Annotated in this window: 13 protein-coding genes; 5 read left to right on the top strand and 8 right to left on the bottom strand. The window is 66.0% G+C overall.

What is annotated here, in order from left to right; all coding sequences use genetic code 11:
- Positions 1-244: 244 nt before the first annotated feature.
- The 5 genes from AC3WJE_RS19945 to AC3WJE_RS19965 form a co-directional block, all read right to left on the bottom strand.
- Positions 245-844, bottom strand: coding sequence for a response regulator transcription factor (locus AC3WJE_RS19945; protein ID WP_493732581.1), 600 nt, complete (start codon positions 842-844; stop codon positions 245-247).
- A gap of 150 nt (positions 845-994) precedes the next feature.
- Complete coding sequence (locus tag AC3WJE_RS19950) at positions 995-2,167, bottom strand: sensor histidine kinase (RefSeq protein WP_493732582.1); 1,173 nt, start codon at positions 2,165-2,167, stop codon at positions 995-997.
- A 16-nt stretch (positions 2,168-2,183) separates the two neighbouring features.
- Entirely contained in the window at positions 2,184-2,936 is a 753-nt protein-coding gene (locus AC3WJE_RS19955; RefSeq protein ID WP_493732583.1) for an ABC transporter permease, read from the bottom strand.
- Complete coding sequence (locus AC3WJE_RS19960; protein WP_493732584.1) at positions 2,933-3,838, bottom strand: ABC transporter ATP-binding protein; 906 nt, start codon at positions 3,836-3,838, stop codon at positions 2,933-2,935. The genes AC3WJE_RS19955 and AC3WJE_RS19960 overlap by 4 nt, the downstream gene beginning before the upstream one ends.
- A gap of 129 nt (positions 3,839-3,967) precedes the next feature.
- Positions 3,968-5,074, bottom strand: coding sequence for a glycosyltransferase family 9 protein (locus AC3WJE_RS19965; RefSeq protein ID WP_493732585.1), 1,107 nt, complete (start codon positions 5,072-5,074; stop codon positions 3,968-3,970).
- Positions 5,075-5,502: 428 nt separating this feature from the next.
- Between AC3WJE_RS19965 and AC3WJE_RS19970 the strand changes: the two genes are divergently transcribed.
- The 5 genes from AC3WJE_RS19970 to AC3WJE_RS19990 all read left to right on the top strand — a co-directional run bounded on the left by AC3WJE_RS19970 (position 5,503) and on the right by AC3WJE_RS19990 (position 12,161).
- Complete coding sequence (locus AC3WJE_RS19970) at positions 5,503-6,741, top strand: efflux RND transporter periplasmic adaptor subunit (RefSeq protein ID WP_493732586.1); 1,239 nt, start codon at positions 5,503-5,505, stop codon at positions 6,739-6,741.
- A gap of 898 nt (positions 6,742-7,639) precedes the next feature.
- Positions 7,640-8,329 (top strand): ABC transporter ATP-binding protein, encoded by a 690-nt coding sequence (locus AC3WJE_RS19975; protein ID WP_493732587.1) that lies wholly within the window; start codon positions 7,640-7,642, stop codon positions 8,327-8,329.
- Positions 8,330-8,341: 12 nt separating this feature from the next.
- Positions 8,342-9,499, top strand: coding sequence for an ABC transporter permease (locus AC3WJE_RS19980; RefSeq protein ID WP_493732588.1), 1,158 nt, complete (start codon positions 8,342-8,344; stop codon positions 9,497-9,499).
- A 13-nt stretch (positions 9,500-9,512) separates the two neighbouring features.
- Positions 9,513-10,823 carry an ABC transporter permease gene (locus AC3WJE_RS19985; protein WP_493732589.1) on the top strand — a complete coding sequence of 437 codons (1,311 nt, stop codon included), beginning with the start codon at positions 9,513-9,515 and terminating at the stop codon, positions 10,821-10,823.
- Between the two features lie 222 nt (positions 10,824-11,045).
- The gene (locus tag AC3WJE_RS19990) at positions 11,046-12,161 is read left to right on the top strand and encodes an alpha/beta hydrolase family protein (protein WP_493732590.1); all 1,116 of its coding nucleotides are present in this window, start codon (positions 11,046-11,048) and stop codon (positions 12,159-12,161) included.
- Positions 12,162-12,231: 70 nt separating this feature from the next.
- Here AC3WJE_RS19990 and rarD read toward each other — a convergent pair whose 3' ends face one another.
- The 3 genes from rarD to AC3WJE_RS20005 all read right to left on the bottom strand — a co-directional run bounded on the left by rarD (position 12,232) and on the right by AC3WJE_RS20005 (position 15,970).
- A complete protein-coding gene (rarD, locus tag AC3WJE_RS19995; RefSeq protein ID WP_493732591.1) occupies positions 12,232-13,134 on the bottom strand; it encodes an EamA family transporter RarD in 903 nt (300 codons plus the stop codon).
- The gene (gene yedA, locus AC3WJE_RS20000) at positions 13,131-14,021 is read right to left on the bottom strand and encodes a drug/metabolite exporter YedA (RefSeq protein ID WP_493732592.1); all 891 of its coding nucleotides are present in this window, start codon (positions 14,019-14,021) and stop codon (positions 13,131-13,133) included. The genes rarD and yedA overlap by 4 nt, the downstream gene beginning before the upstream one ends.
- A gap of 296 nt (positions 14,022-14,317) precedes the next feature.
- Positions 14,318-15,970, bottom strand: a complete 1,653-nt coding sequence (locus tag AC3WJE_RS20005; protein WP_493732593.1) for a M28 family metallopeptidase — start codon at positions 15,968-15,970, stop codon at positions 14,318-14,320.
- Between the last annotated feature and the right edge of the window lie 212 nt (positions 15,971-16,182).

Genomic DNA, 16,182 nt, shown 5'->3' on the forward strand with positions numbered 1-16,182 from the left:
CTTCAGCCGCGATGGGGCTTTCCCGATAAAGCCCCATCGCGGCTGAAGCCGCTCCTACAAAACTCGCGCCAATGTTTCTACCGTCGTCCCTGCGAAGTGCTTTCCAGCAGCCAAATGGCTGATCAAGCGGGGACGGCGGCGCAACAGCACGCGATCCATTGTGGGAGCGACTTCAGTCGCGACGGGGCTTTCCCGATAAAGCCCCGTCGCGGCTGAAGTCGCTCGCACAAGAACATTCGCCCTGCTACAACCACCCCTTCTGCCGCGCCAACCGATACGCCTCGATCCGGTTGGCGACACCCAGCTTGCCGATGCATTCGGACAGGTAGTTGCGCACGGTGCCGTGCGAGAGCCCAAGCTGCTCGGCAATCTCGCTCGCCGAACGTCCCTCGCCGGCCAGACGCAGCACGTTGCGCTCGCGATCACTGAGAGGATCGGCTTCGGCCCAGGCCTCCACCGCCAGTTGCGGATCGATCGCGCGGCCACCGCGATACACCTGCCGCAACGCCTCGGCCAGTTGTTCGGCCGGCGCATCCTTGAGCAGGTAGCCGGACACGCCCGCGTCCAGCGCGCGGCGCAGAAAGCCGGGCCGCGCGAACGTGGTGACGATCACCACGCGCACCGGCAGCGCCTGACGCTGGATACGCTGCGCCAGCTCCAGCCCGGTCAGCCCCGGCATCTCGATGTCGGTGACCAGCAGGTCGGGATCGAGCCGCTGCAGTTCGCGCCAGGCACTCTCGCCGTCGGCGGCGGTGCCGACCACGTCGATGTCGTCCTCCAGATTGAGCAGCGCAGCCAGCGCGCCGCGCAGCATCGCCTGGTCTTCCGCCAACAGCACGCGCATGGGGTTCTCCTCGCTGCCCGGCAGCACGTTAGCAAACGTTCCGTTCGCGTTGGATATGGAAGCGCCCTTGAGGTCGTCGCGGCACCGACCAGGCAAGCCTCGTGTGGGAGGGACTCTGGGTGAGAACAGCGCCTTGGCGAATCCATCCGCTCAGGCAGCGGGCATGCCTGCGATCGACGCCAGTCGCGAAACCACCCGTTGCACCGGTGGCAATGGCAACCGCACCTGCACCTGCGTGCCCTGGCCACGCCGCGAGTCCACGCGCAGTTCCCCACCCAGCGCCTGCACGCGCTCACGCATGCCGCGCAGGCCATTGCCTGGCGCGATGTCGCCGCCGCGCCCGTCATCGCTGATCTGCAGCACCGCGTGATCACCCGCGCAGACCAGCTCGATCCGCACCCGCTGCGCACGCGCATGCCGCTGGATGTTGGTGACCGCCTCGCGCAGGGCCAGCGCGAACACCGTTTCCAGCTCCGGCGGCAGCGGCAGCTCCGGCAGCGCGTAAGTCAGCAGGATGCCGTCGGTCTCCAGCAGCAGGTGTGCCGAGGCCAGTTCGGCGGCGAGTTCGGCCGCACGGATGCCGGTCACCGCGCGCCGCACCTGCGCCAATGCTTCGCGCGATACCTTCGCCACCTCGTCGATCTCACGGCGCGCGGCAAGCGGATCGCGATCGACCAGCCGCCCGGCCAGATCCGCCTTGAGCGCGACCAGCGACAGCGTGTGCCCGAGCAGATCGTGCAGGTCGCGGCCGATCCGCTCGCGCTCGGCGGTGGCGGCCAGGCGCCGCACTTCCTCGTGGCTGAGCCTGAGGGCACCGTCGGCCCTGGTCCGCTGGATCATGATGATGTTCAACAATCCGACCATGAAGCCGACCATCACCGTGCTGAACAGATAGATGTTCGGCCAGCCGACCAGCACCCACACCACACAGTAGGCGCCGAGCGTGCCCAGCATCCACGCTATCGCCGTCCGCGTACTTCCACAGAAGGCCAGGAACGCGCAGGCATAGATCATGTAGCCCTGCGCCCCGGGATTGAACGGAGTGGTCGCGAACGCCAGCACGACGATGCCCAGCGCGTAGCCGAGCATGTGCTGCTTGCTGCGGTAATAGGCGCGGTAGTACAGCACCAGAAACACCGCGTAGCTGGCCACGGTCGGCCACAACCAGTGCGGGAAGGACTTCGGCTCGTACAGCGGCGTGACGAAGATCCACACCGACCATCCCAGCATCAGCACCGGGAACCAGCGCGAGCGCTCGTTGCCCTCGCTGCGGCCGGCGCGCATGCCGATGATCGAATCGTGGCTGGGTTCGAAGAAGGACATGCTCTGGCGTCCCGGGTCAGTTGCGCCGCAATCTGCGCAGCGCGAGCGCGAAGCATACCGCCGCGACCAGCAGCGGCGCCGCCACGTGCAGCCACGGCGAGCCCTGCGAAGGCTGGCCGACCACGCGCAGCGCGAGCTGGCCCAGATGCCAGGACGGCCACAGCGGCGCCAGCGTGGAGAACACCTTGGGCAGCAGCGACAGCGGCAGCCACAGCCCCGACAGCAACGCCAGCGGCAGGTACACCAGGTTGATGATCGCCGGTGCCGCCGAACCGGACGCCACGCTGCCGATCCACAACCCAATCGCACAGAACGGCAGTGCGGCGAATACATCCACCGCCACGAGTGCGAGCGCCTGCATCGGCGTCAGCACTACGCCACCCAGCAGCGTTGCGGCGGCGATCAGCAACAGCGCGATCACCATCGCGAACACCATCGCCATCATTACCCGTGCCACCAGCCATGCGGCGGGCGGCGCCGGCAGTGCCTGCTTGAGCGTGAGCAGGCCACGTTCGCGATCGAGCGCGAGCATCACGCCGAAGCCGAACAGCCCCGGCGCCATCGCACCGAACACGCCGTAGCTGGCCAGCAGATAGACCGAACCATCACCGCGATTGAGCAGTACGCCGAACAACAGATAGAACAGCAACGGGAACACCAGCGACGGAACCGCGAACGCCGGCGTGCGCAGCACGCGCAGCAGTTCGTAGCGGGCCTCGCCGAGATAGATCGGCCACTGGCGGGCAGCTGGAATGGTGGACGTGCTCATGCGGCCTCCGCGCTGCGGGTGATGTCGAGGAACGCATCGGCCAGGCCGGCGCGTTGCACTTCCAGATCGGCCAGCTGCGGATCGGCCGCGAGCAGCCGCGCCACCACGCCCTCGGCGCGCGCAGTGACGATTTCCATGCGGGCACCGGTGACGTTCACCGCCTGCACGTCGCTCCATTGCGTCACCTGCGCGGCACTCAGCGCAGTCCGGCAACGCACCCGCGATGCACCGACCCGCCCGCGCACCTCATCCACGCCGCCCTCGGCAACGACGCTGCCGTGCTGCAGCACCACCACGCGATCGGCCAGCGCCTCGGCCTCTTCCAGGTAATGCGTGGTCAACAGCACGCCACAACCTTCATCGACCATCTCGCGGATCGAGCGCCACAGGCGCTGGCGCGCCTCCACGTCCAGCCCGGTGGTCGGCTCGTCGAGAAACAGCAGGCGCGGCCGCCCACAGATCGCCAGCGCGAACTGCACGCGCCGTTGCTGGCCGCCGGAAAGCTGGCTGTAGCGACGTTCCAGCAACGTCTCCAACCCTGCCAATGCCGCGCAATCGGCGATGCTGCGCGGCGCCGGGTAGTAGCGCCGGAACAGGTCGAGCAGCTCGCGCACGCGCAACGCGGCGGGCAGACCGGCGGACTGCAGCATCACTCCGATCGCCTGCCGCGCCGCACGCTCACTGGCGGGGCAGCCGGACAGCAGCGCCTCGCCCTGATCCGGCATATGCAGGCCCAGCAGCAGGCCGATGCTGGTGCTCTTGCCGGCACCGTTGCTGCCCAGCAGCGCCACCAGCTCGCCTGCATGGACCTCCAGATCGATGCCGCGCACTGCGTGCAGTGCGGCAAAATGCTTGTGCGCGCCGCGCAGGCAGGCCAACGGCGGTGATGACGGACGATGCATGCGGAACCTCCTGTCAGGACGTACCTCACAGCCTGCCGCAGTCGCCGCGACACCGGCAGTCACGGCCGTCAGCGATCTTCGATGACAGTTGTCACTGGCCTCGGCTGGAAAAGAGGCATGCCATCTCCCTCATGGGAAGACGCCAGGGCGTGTCATCAATTCCGGCATGGCCGCGATCATGCGAGCCACCTCTTCCGGCGCAACATCCCGTGCGGGGATCACATGCCTGCCCGGACCGTAAGGCCCCCATTCGCCCGCATTGGTCGTGGTGAAGATACCCATGGTGGGCACATCCGAGGCGCAGGCCAGGTGCATGATTCCGCAGTCCGCGCTGATATAGACGGCCAGACCCGACAGCACGCTGGCGATCTTGCGCAGGTCACTGGAGTAGTACGCCGGGTAGCGCGAACTGAGCATCGAGTCGCCGGAGGCCGGCAGGATCTCCACGATGCGATGCTCCGGGCATTGCGCTTCCAGCACCTGGATCAAACGCATCCACCAGGCTTCGCCGAGCAGTTTAGGGCCGGTGGCATTGGCGAAGATGCCGATGATGCCGCGCCCCGGGGAGACGATGCCGCTTGCGGTGAGCGAGCGGGTCAGTGCAGCGTGCCCCTGTTCCCGTTCACCGGCGCTGAGCCGAATATCGGGCACCGGATAATCCGCCGCGGTATCGCGCCCCATGGCACTGCGCAGCAGATAGACCGGGCGACGCCCCTTGCTCTCCAGATCCGCCGGTACCGGCACGGCATGGGTAATCTCGCCATGCTTCTTGGGGCTGCTGAAGCCGAGCGTGTACGTTGAATTCGACAACAGCATCAGCATGCGCCCGGTCTGCGACAAGGCATCGGCATCGATCGCCAAGTCATAGCGAATCCTGCGCATGCGGTGCAAGGTGCCGAAAAGCTGCAACGGATGTCCAACCCCGTGGGCAGGCAGGGAGTAGATGCGCCGGACGCTGAAAAAACAGCCATAGACATCGTTGGCAATCGGGCTGCGCGTAAGAATGTCGATTTCCGCAGCCGGGTAGACCTTTTCCAGCTCCGACAGCAACGGCGTCAGCAGCAGCGTGTTGCCCAGGCTGTGGCTGACGTGGCAGACCAGAATCCGATAGATGCCCGTGGCGGGAAGCGGTTCCGAGGTTGGCTGCCCATGGTTGCCGAAGATCATGCGCATGAGCCGGCGCGCGAGGCTACGACGCAAGTCGTTGATAGGGCGGTAGTAACGCGTGTTCTTCAACACAGTGGGCTTGGCGGCAAGGGATGCTCGGATTGATTTTACGGAGGCACCACCGGCCCCGTATGTTTACAGACGGCAGAAGCAGACTGGCTGTTCAGGTGGCGGACCGAAGGGTGATTCCACATGCGGCGTACCGCGCGGAAAAACGCTTGTGCGCCCCCTATAGGCAGGCGAGCAGCGGTGATGATGGCCGGTGCATACGGAACCCCCTGTCAGGACATACCTCACAGCCTGCCGCAGCACCGCGACACCCGCAGTCACGGCCGTCAGCGATCCTCGGTGACAGTTGTCACTGGTCGCGGCAGGGGCGGCGGTGCATGCTGCAGGCCACTTTTCGGACGTCCAATCCGCGTCTGGTGACTTCTGGCAACTTGCAGTCACCGGGTCCTGCGGTCACATTCCGTCCCACATCCCGTCCAGTGTCCATGATGAACACGTCTGCCGATCTGCTGAAGGAACTCCGCATCGACCGCAAAGCCCCGCCCAGCGAGCCGCCTTCGCGGCGCGGGCTGTGGATCACCGTGGCCGTGGTGATCGTGGTGCTGGCGCTGGCCGCGGCAGGCCTGCTGCTGTTCGGCCGCGCGCAGCCGGTCGAGGTACGCACTGCACCGGTGGTGGCGATCAGCGCCGGCGGCGCCTCGTCCTCGGTACTGGACGCCAGCGGCTACGTGGTCGCGCGGCGCATGGCGACGGTGTCGGCCAAGATCACCGGCAAGGTGCGCGAGGTGACCATCGAGGAAGGCATGCGCGTGGAGGAAGGCCAGGTAATGGCCACGCTCGACCCGATCGACGCCGACGCGCAGCGCGCGCTCTCGATCGCCCAGGTGGAGTCCGCACGCACCCAGGTCGCGAACATGCAGGCCCAGCTCACCCAGGCCGAGGCCGACGCCACCCGTCTGCAGAAACTGGTCGGCGAGCAGTTGGTCTCGCGCTCGCAGTACGACCAGTCGATCGCCACCCGCGACGCGCTGCGAGCGCAGTTGCAGGCGGCGCAGCGCAACGTCGCGGTCGCCTCGCGCCAGCTTGAGATCTCCGACAACGGCGTGGACAACACCATCGTGCGCGCCCCGTTCTCCGGCGTGGTCACCGCCAAGTCCGCGCAGCCGGGCGAAATCGTCTCGCCGCTGGCGACCGGCGGCTTCACCCGCACCGGCATCGGCACCATCGTCGACATGGAATCGCTGGAGATCGAGGTCGAGGTCGGCGAGTCCTACATCGGCCGGGTACAGCCGAAGATGCCGGTGGAAGCGATCCTGAACGCCTATCCGGACTGGCGCATTCCCGGCGAGGTGATCGCGATCATCCCGACCGCTGACCGCGGCAAGGCCACGGTGAAGGTGCGCGTCGCCCTGAACATGAAAGATCCGCGCATCGTGCCGGAAATGGGCGTGCGGGTGAGCTTCCTGGAGAAGGCACAGCCGCAGGAACAGAACAAGCCGCAGGGCGTACGCGTGCCGGCCGGCGCGCTGGTCCAACACGATGGCAAGACCGAGGTATTCGCGTTGAAGAACGACGATCGCGTCGAATTGCGCGAGGTGAAGACCGGCATGGCCATGGGCAATGACAAGCAGGTGTTGTCGGGCCTGTCCGCAGGCGACACGGTGGTGGTGACGCCACCGCAGACGCTGAAGGATGGGGACAAGGTGAAGGTGGCGGCGGCGAATTGAGTTTCGCCGGGCATACGGATACGGGAGCCCATGTGATTTTCGCATTGGATTTACGAATCACGCAGTAGATCCGCCGTTTCTCTTGCTGTTTCTGCTTTTGCTCTTGCTGCTGCTCCTGCTTCTGCTCTTGCTGCTGCTTCCGCTCTTGGCTTTGTTGCTTCTGCTGTTGCTGTTGCTGTTGCTGTTGCCTGTGATTTTGCTGTTGCTTTGCCGCTTTACGGGGCCCCCATCCGCAGCGACGGAGCCAGCGGGGAAAACCCGAAGGGCGACGCACATGGATGTGCGTCGTTTTCTGCCGCGGCACGGATGCCGCGTCAGAAAATCCCGCTGGCGGAGTGGACCCGTAGCGCAGCGAAGGGCGCGAGGACTGGGGCGTGCTTTCTTTGGGTTACCTTTCTTTGCACGAGCAAAGAAAGGTAACTCGCTCCCCGAAGGGGAGTGAAAGCTCTTGCTCTTGATTGTCGCTGTTGTAGGAGCGGCTTAAGCCGCGACTGAGGACTTCCCAGGAAAGCCTTATCGCGGCTTAAGCCGCTCCTACAAGAGCGCAGGCGAAAGCAACAGCAAATGCAAAAGCGTTTCACGCCCTTTCGGGCGCGAGTCACTTTTCTTTGCTTGTGCAAAGAAAAGTAACCAAAAGAAAGCACACCCCGCCTTCGCGCCCTTCGCTGCGCTACGGGTTCGCGGAGTCGACGGGATTTTCTGACGCGGCATCCATGCCGCGGCAGAAAACGACGCACATCCATGTGCGTCGCCCCTGCGGGGTTTTACCCGCCGTCTCCGCCGCTACGACAGGGGCCCCGGCAGGTCAACGTCAAAGGCAACAGCCAAAGCAACAACAACAGCCAAAGCACCCCCAAAGCATCACGCAATCCATCCATCGCACCGCAGAGGAAATCCCATGACCGCCCTAGTCTCCCTCCGCAACGTCACCAAGACCTACCAACGCGGCCCCGAAAAGGTCCAGGTCCTGCATGGCATCGACCTGCAGATCGAACGCGGCGACTTCGTCGCGCTGATGGGCCCGTCCGGCTCCGGCAAGACCACCCTGCTCAACCTCATCGGCGGCCTGGACACGCCCAGCGGTGGTGAGATCGAGATCGAGGATCAGCGCATCGACCGCATGAGCGGCGGCCAGCTCGCCACCTGGCGCAGCCACCACATCGGCTTCGTGTTCCAGTTCTACAACCTGATGCCGATGCTCACCGCGCAGAAGAACGTCGAGCTGCCGCTGTTGCTCACGCCGCTTGGTGCCGCCCAGCGCAAGCGCAATGCCGAGATCGCGCTGTCGCTGGTCGGCCTGGCCGAGCGTCGCAGCCACAAGCCCAGTGAGTTGTCCGGCGGCCAGCAGCAGCGCGTGGCGATCGCCCGCGCGATCGTCTCCGACCCGACCTTCCTGATCTGCGACGAGCCCACCGGCGACCTCGACCGCCGCTCGGCCGAGGACGTACTCGGCCTGCTGCAACAGCTCAACCGCGACCACGGCAAGACCATCATCATGGTCACCCACGACCCCAAGGCCGCCGAGTACGCCACCCACACCATTCACCTGGACAAGGGCGAATTGGCCGACGCGCCCGTCGCGTACTGATCGGGGGATGCCATGAAATATTTCTCGCTCATATGGGCACAGCTGTTCCGCAGCAAGACGCGGACCCTGTTGACCCTGTTCTCGGTGGTGGTGGCGTTCCTGCTGTTCGGGTTGCTGGACTCGGTGCGCGTGGCGTTCACCTCCGGCGGTTCGGTGGAGGGCGCCAATCGCATGATCGTCGCCTCGCGCCTGTCCATCACCCAGTCACTGCCGATCCGCCTGGAATCGCAGATCCGCACCATTCCCGGCGTGCGCGATGTGACCTATGCGATGTGGTTCGGCGGCATCTACCGTGACCCGAAGGAATTCTTCGCCAATTTCTCGGTGGCCCCGAACTACTTCGACGTCTACACCGAGTTCGAGGTGCCGCCGGATCAGTTGAAGGCATTCCAAGACACCCGCACCGGCGCGGCCGTCGGCGAGGCGCTGGCCAAGAAGTACAACTGGAAGATCGGCGACACCATCCCGCTGCAGGCCACGATCTTCCCGCGCAGCGGCAGCAACGACTGGCCGCTGGAGCTGAAGGCGATCTTCCGCGCCAAGGACCGCGCCAACGTGCAGTCCGAGCAGCAGTTGATGATGAACTGGAAGTACTTCGACGAGAGCAACGACTACATCAAGAGCCAGGTCAGCTGGTACACGGTGCGGCTGGACAATCCCGACAATGCCTCGCGCGTGGCCCTGGCCATCGATGCGCTGTCGGCCAACTCCGATCATGAGACCAAGACCCAGACCGAGTCGGCGTTCCAGCAGGCCTTCATCAAGCAGTTCGCCGATATCGGCCTGATCGTCACCTCGATCATGGGCGCGGTGTTCTTCACCCTGCTGCTGTTGACCGGCAACACCATGGCGCAGGCGGTGCGCGAGCGCATTCCGGAACTGGCCACGCTCAAGACGCTGGGCTTCCAGGACCGCACCGTGCTGTCGCTGGTGATGGTGGAGTCGGTGCTGCTGGTGGTGCTTGGCGGCCTGATCGGCATGGCGCTGGCCTCGGTGGCCATCCCCGTGCTGGCCACGGCCAGTGGCGGCGCACTGCCGGTGCACAAGGTACCGACGCAGACCTGGTTGATCGGATTGGGGCTGATGATCGTCATCGGCATCGTGGTCGGACTGTTGCCGGCATTGCGCGCGCAGCGGTTGAAGATCGTCGACGCACTGGCCGGACGCTGATAGGAGTACGCACATGAAGAAGCAATGGATATGGAACGTGCTCTCGACCCTGCTGCTGGCGATCGGCCTGGTGGTATGGATCTTCCTGCCCTGGTACGCGGTGCTCGCCGTGGCGGCGATCGTGGCGCTATGGCTGCTGCTGACGCGTGCCGGCCGGCTGTCGCTGGCCGCCGCACGCATCGGTATCGCCAGCCTGCCGCAACGCTGGGGCGCGACCTCGGTGATCGTGGTCGGCATCGCCGGCGTGGTCGGCGTGCTGGTGGCGATGCTGGCGATGGGCCAGGGCTTCCAGGCGACGCTGGAAAGCACCGGCGATGACACCACCGCGATCGTGCTGCGCGGTGGTTCGCAGGCCGAGACCAACTCGGTGATCATGCGCGACCAGGTGCCGCTGATCTCCGGCCTGCCCGGCGTGGCGCGCGATGCCGACAATCGCCCGCTGGTCTCCCCGGAGCTGTCGCAGGTGGTGAACCTGCAGTCCAAGGCCGACGGCACCGACGTCAATGCACAGTTCCGCGGTGTCGGCGAGCAGGCCTGGGCTGTGCACGACAAGGTCAAGATCCTGGAAGGCCGCAAGTTCACCCCCGGCCTGCGCGAGATCGTGGCCGGCAAGGGTGCCCAATCGCAGTTCCGCGGCGTGGAAGTGGGCAAGACCATCACCATGGGCAGCCAGACCTGGAACGTGGTCGGCGTGTTCGCCAGCGGCGATGCGCATGATTCGGAACTGTGGACCGACACGCAGACGCTGGCCACCACCTACAACCGCAGCGCCTACCAGTCGATCAGCGTACGCACCCAGGGCACGTCCGGCTTCCAGCAGTTCAAGACCGCGATGGAATCCGATCCGCGCCTGAAACTGGACGTGTTCAGCACCCGCGAGTACTACCGCAAGCAGGGTGGCAACCTGAGCAAGGTGCTGGAAGTCCTGGGCAAGTTCATCGGCACGATCATGGCGTTCGGCGCGGTGTTCGGCGCGCTCAACACCATGTACGCGGCAGTGGCCACGCGCGCCCGTGAGATCGCCACGATGCGCGCGATCGGCTTCCGCGGCCTGCCGGTGGTGATGGCGGTGATGCTGGAGACGATGTTGCTGGCGCTGCTCGGTGGCGTGCTCGGTGGCCTGATCGCCTGGGCGATCTTCAACGGCTACAGCGTGTCCACGCTGGGCAGCAACTTCAGCCAGGTGGTGTTCCAGTTCAAGGTCTCGCCGGAGCTGTTGTGGACCGGCCTGAAGTGGGCGCTCGGCATCGGCCTGGTCGGCGGGCTGTTCCCGGCGTTGCGCGCGGCGCGGCTACCGATCACCACGGCGCTGCGCGAGGTGTAAACGCACGGGTCGCTCCCCGGAAGGGGCTGCTGTTGTGGGAGGGACTTCAGTCCCGACGGCTTTGCATGTAAGGCCCGTCGGGACTGAAGTCCCTCCCACAGGTATTGGCCGGATACTGAACGCACCCCGCCCTGTCATGCAATCGTCATCGAACTGCGGTAGATGACGCCGGCATGACAGCGCTAGCCTGAGCAGCCTTGCCGTAGTCCCCCCACCGCCATGATGCGCCTGCTGATCCTGGCCTGCGCCTGCCTATGGCTGGCCGCCTGCTCCTCCACCTCGCTCAGCGATCGCCTGGTCACGCCGGGCGGCGTTTCGCCGTTGCTGGACGAAGAGCAGATCGCCGCCACCATCGCAGCCGTGCCCAACCGCAATGGTCATGTCGTCACCCGCGACGGCGTGCCGATCTTCTGGCGTGCCTTCGATGCCGGCCAGTACGGGCTGCGCTACCGCTACCTCGGCCAGCGCCACGACGCCGGCCAGCCGCTCGACGTGGATTTCTCGTTCAAGCTGCCGCAGCCGTTCCGCCCGCAGGCCTCGCGCGGCACCGTGGTGCTGCTGCATGGCTGGATGATGGACGGCGACTCGTTGCTGCCCTGGTCGCTGCAACTGGCCCAGGCCGGCTACCACGTGATCACGATCGACCTGCGCAACCACGGCCATTCCGGCGGCGGCCCGGCCGGCTACGGCACGCGTGAATCGGACGACGTGATCGACGTGATCGATGCCCTACGCGCGCGCGGCGAGGTTTCCGGGCCGCTGTACCTGTTCGGCATTTCCTATGGCGCGGCGACCGCATTGTTCACCGCCGACAAGCTCGGCTCGCAGGTCGCCGGCGTGGTGGCAATGGAGTCCTTCGCCAATGCCGGACGCGGTATCCGCGACATGGTCCCGCACATGCTCGCCAGCCGCCCGAACGGCTGGAAGGCGCAGGCAGTCGCCACCTACGCGCGCTGGCGCTACGGCGGCCAGAACCTGGATGCGGTGATCGCCGCGACCGACCAGCGCCTGAGCCTCAACCTGGACGACATCGACGTGACCCACGCGCTCGCCGACACCCAGGCCTGTGTGCTGCTGCTGCACGGCGAAGCCGACCAGCACATCCCGGTCGAACACGGCCGCGAACTGGCCCGCTCCAGCGCGCGCGTGCACTACATCGAGATGCGCGGCGAGAACCACCTGAGCCTGCCGCTGCGGCTGGACCTGCTCGGCGGCGTCGTCGACGACTGGCTCGCGCAGGACGGCAGCGGCCATGCGAAATGCCCGGCTCCGGAACTTCCGCAGGAAGCCAACATCCTGGCGTTGCAGCGGGACGTACAAACGCCACCAAGCAGCTGACGTCCCGTAGGAGCGGCTTCAGCCGCGATGGGGCACTCCCGGGAATGCCCCATCGCGGCTGAAGCCGCTCCTACGGGGCAGAAGCCCGCGAACGCCACACGCTATCGCCTACAAACAGCAACAACCCGATCCAGATCGCGCCAAAACCGATCGCCCGCACCGAATCGAACGGTTCGTGGAAAAACCACACGCCGAGCACCAGCGCCAGACTCGGGGCGATGTACTGCAGGATGCCGACCAGCGACAGCGGAATGCGCCGTACGCCGTAGGCGAAGGCAATCAGAGGCAGCGCGGTGACCGCGCCGCCGAATGCCAGCAGCAGGTCGTTGCGCCAGCCCCAGCCGTGCAGGAACGCACCGCCATGGCCCTGCTCGCCCCACACCGCGAACCCCAGCGCCGGCAGGAACAGGAACAGGCTCTCCACGCCCAGGCCGGCGACCGCATCGACCGCCACCAGCTTGCGCAGCAGCCCGTACAACCCGAACGACAGCGCCAGCCCCAGCGAGATCCACGGCGGCGCACCGGTCTTGATCGCGATCCAGGTCACCCCGGCCGCCGCGAACGCCACCGCCAACCATTGCAGGCCACGCAACCGCTCCTTCAGCACCAGCACACCGAGTACGACGTTGACCAGCGGGTTGATGAAATAACCCAGGCTGCTCTCGATCACGTGACCGTTGTTGATCGCCCAGATGTACAGGCCCCAGTTGAACGCGATCGCACAGCTGCTCAACGCCAGCACGCCCAACGCACGCGGTTGCGCGGCGATCTGCCGCCACCAGCCCAGCCGCGAGGACAGCAGCAGCCAACTCACCACCAGCACCGTGCTCCAGATGATGCGGTGGGCGATGATGTGGAACGACGGAATGTTCCTGAGCAGATGCCAGTACATCGGCACCAGGCCCCAGACCACGAACGCACCGGCGGTTATCGCCAGACCGCGGCGAGCCTCGCGGGCATCGACCTCGCTCACTTGCGTGCCTTCGCCAGCGTGACCACCGCCACGCCCGCCAGGATCACCGCCATCGCACCGAAGTCATGCGAGGTGAAGCGCTCGTGCCCCAGCCACGTGCCCAGTGCCACCGCGATCACCGGATTGACGTAGGCATAACTACCGGCCAGCGCCGGGCGCACGTTATGCAACAGCCAGACGTAGGCAGTGAAGGCGACGATCGAACCGAATACGCACAGATAGGCCACCGCGGCCATTCCACCCGGCGTCGGCAGCGCCTGCGGCCGCTCGCCGATCAGCAATCCGGCCAGCACCAGCAGCACGCCGCCACACAGCATCTGCCCGGCCGCGGTCATGAACGGCGACGGCATATCGCGTCCACGCGTCCACACCGAGCCGAATGCCCAGCCGATCGGCGCGATCAGCAGCAGCACCAGACCACCTGGCGTGGCGGTCAGGCTGCTGCCGGCATTGAGCCAGACCACGCCAAGGAAACCGATCACCACGCCGATCCATTCGCCGCGGCTGAAATGCTGGCCCCTCATCGCCCCGAACAGTGCCATCCACAACGGCACCGACGCCACCGCCGTCGCCGCCAGGCCCGAGGACACATTGCGTTCGGCCAGCACCACCATGCCGTTGCCGAGCAGCAGCAAGGTACCGCCCATCATCGCCACGTTCGGCCATTGCCTGCGCGTCGGCGCGGCCACACCGCGCAGGCGCAGCACCGTGTACAGCAACGTGCCGGCGATGATGAAACGCGTGCCCGACACCATCGTCAGCGGCAGCGCACCGCCTTCCAGCGCGAAGCGGATCGCCAGATAAGTCGAGCCCCACACCACATAGACCAACAGCAGGGCAAGGACGACAGCAGCGCGTGAAGCCGGCGCGGAAGCGGAGGAGGACATGGGAGAGACCGCAGAACAGACGTTGAATTCTATCGCGACGGCCCGATTTTCGAGATCACGGGCATGCACCCACGATGACCATCACAGCCAGCACATCCTTCCCTTCTCCCGCAGGCGGGGTGAAGGCGTGTTGCTTGCGAGCCACTGGCTCGCACACGCCTGAACGCCCGGCGCGCTGCGCCGGGCCGGGGCGCAGCGAGGTGTCGAAAAACCTGCCCCCGCGAAGGCAGGAGGCAAATGAAGGCAAAGCCCGAGCAAGAAGAGAAACAAATCCCGACAGCCTAGAACCGCAGGAATCAGCGCCGCGCAGCTTCGCTCCTGTCGCGGATCGCCTTGAACTCCGATCCGTCCTGCCACTGCGGCCAGGCGCGGCCGTTCGCCAGCGCCTCGCCCAGGTCATAGACCAGCGTGGTATCGGCCGCATGGCCCGTAGCATCCCATTGCGGCGTCCAGCGATCGCACGGCTGGTGGTAGCAATTTGCGAAGTACTTGTCGCGCAATGCCTTGCCAGCGGCGACGCCACCATCGACTTTGTCCAGGCCAGGACCGACGGTGATCGCCGGCACACCCATGCGCGCGAATGCGAAGTGATCGGCGCGGTAGAAGAAGCCGGCTTCCAGATTCGGATCCGGCAAATAGGTCCGTCCACGCGCCTGCGCGGCCTGCTCCAGCTGGCCTTCCAGCGACACCCGGCCCTTGCCCCACGACGCGATGTCATGGGTCGGGCCGTCCGGGCTGAACATCTCCATATTGAGCACCGCCACGGTCTTGTCGAGCGGCGCCAGCGGATGCGCGGCGTAGTAATTGGCCCCGAGCAGGCCCTTCTCCTCGGCGGTCAGCGCGATGAAGTACAGCGTGCGCTGCGGACGCGGACCGGCGGCGAACACGCGCGCCAGTTCCAGCACGCTGGCCACACCGGTGGCGTTGTCGACCGCACCGCGACGGATGCGATCACCGCTCGCGTCCGGCTCACCCACGCCGAAGGCATCCCAATGCGCCGAGAAGATCACCGTCTCGTCCGGATGCGTGCTGCCATCGAGCTTGGCCACCACGTTGTGCGTGACCACGCGCTCACGCTTGACCCGGAAATCCACCGACAGCGTCGCATCGCCCAACGCCACCGGCGTGAAATCGGCCTGCTGCGCGCTGTGCTTGGCCACCTCGAAATCCAGCCCGGCACGCTTGAACAGCGACACCGCCAGGTCACGCTGCATCCAGCCACGTACCGGCACGTGCTGCGCCTTGGCATCGGCGACGGTGCGCTCGATATCGAACACCGGCGACAGCCCCGAGCTGCGCACCGTGTTCCAGCCGTACGCGGCCGGCGCCGTCTCGTGCACGATCAGCACACCGGCGGCGCCACGACGCGCGGCCTCCTCGAACTTGTAGGTCCAGCGGCCGTAATAGGTCACCGCCTTGCCATCGAACGCACCCGGCTGCGGCGTCTCGAAATCGGCATCGTTGATCAGCATCACCGCGATCTTGCCGCGCAGATCCACGCCCTTGTAGTCGTCCCAGTTCCGCTCCGGCGCAGAGATGCCGTAGCCGACGAACACCAGCGGCGCATCCTTGAGCGACACACGCGACAGCGGGCGCATGCTCTGCAGCGTGACATCCTCACCGTTGACCAGCGCCTGGCTGGCACCGGCAACCTTCAGCGTCGCACTGACCGGCCCCTCAACCTGCGCCCGCACCAACGGCACCGACTGGGTCCAGCCGCCCTTGTCACCACCGGGCTGCAACCCCGCCTTCTTGAACTCCCCGACCAGGTAATCGACCGTGCGCTGCTCACCGGTGGTCGCAGGCGCCCGCCCCTCGTACTCGTCGGAAGCCAGCACCCGCACGTGCCGCGACAGCGCCTCAGCGTCGATACCCCCACCCGGCAAATCATTGGCCGCCTGCGCGATACCTCCCACAAAGAGGCAAGCGGACAGCAACAGGATGCGCATCGGATTCACGGCGGAGCCTTCTTTGGCGGGAAACAGTCCGCCTAGTTTACAAACCACAGCGCATTTGCTGTAGGAAAAGCTACACACGACCTCCGGCCGCCAGCGGCGTGCCCTGCGGTTGCGGTTGCGGTTGCGGTTGCCGTTGCCGTTGCCGTTGCCGTTGCTCGTGATTTTGCTGTCGCTCTTTGCTTTTGACTTTCCGGGGCCCCCAT

Source organism: Pseudomonas sp. GW821-FHT07E12 (assembly GCF_058986605.1).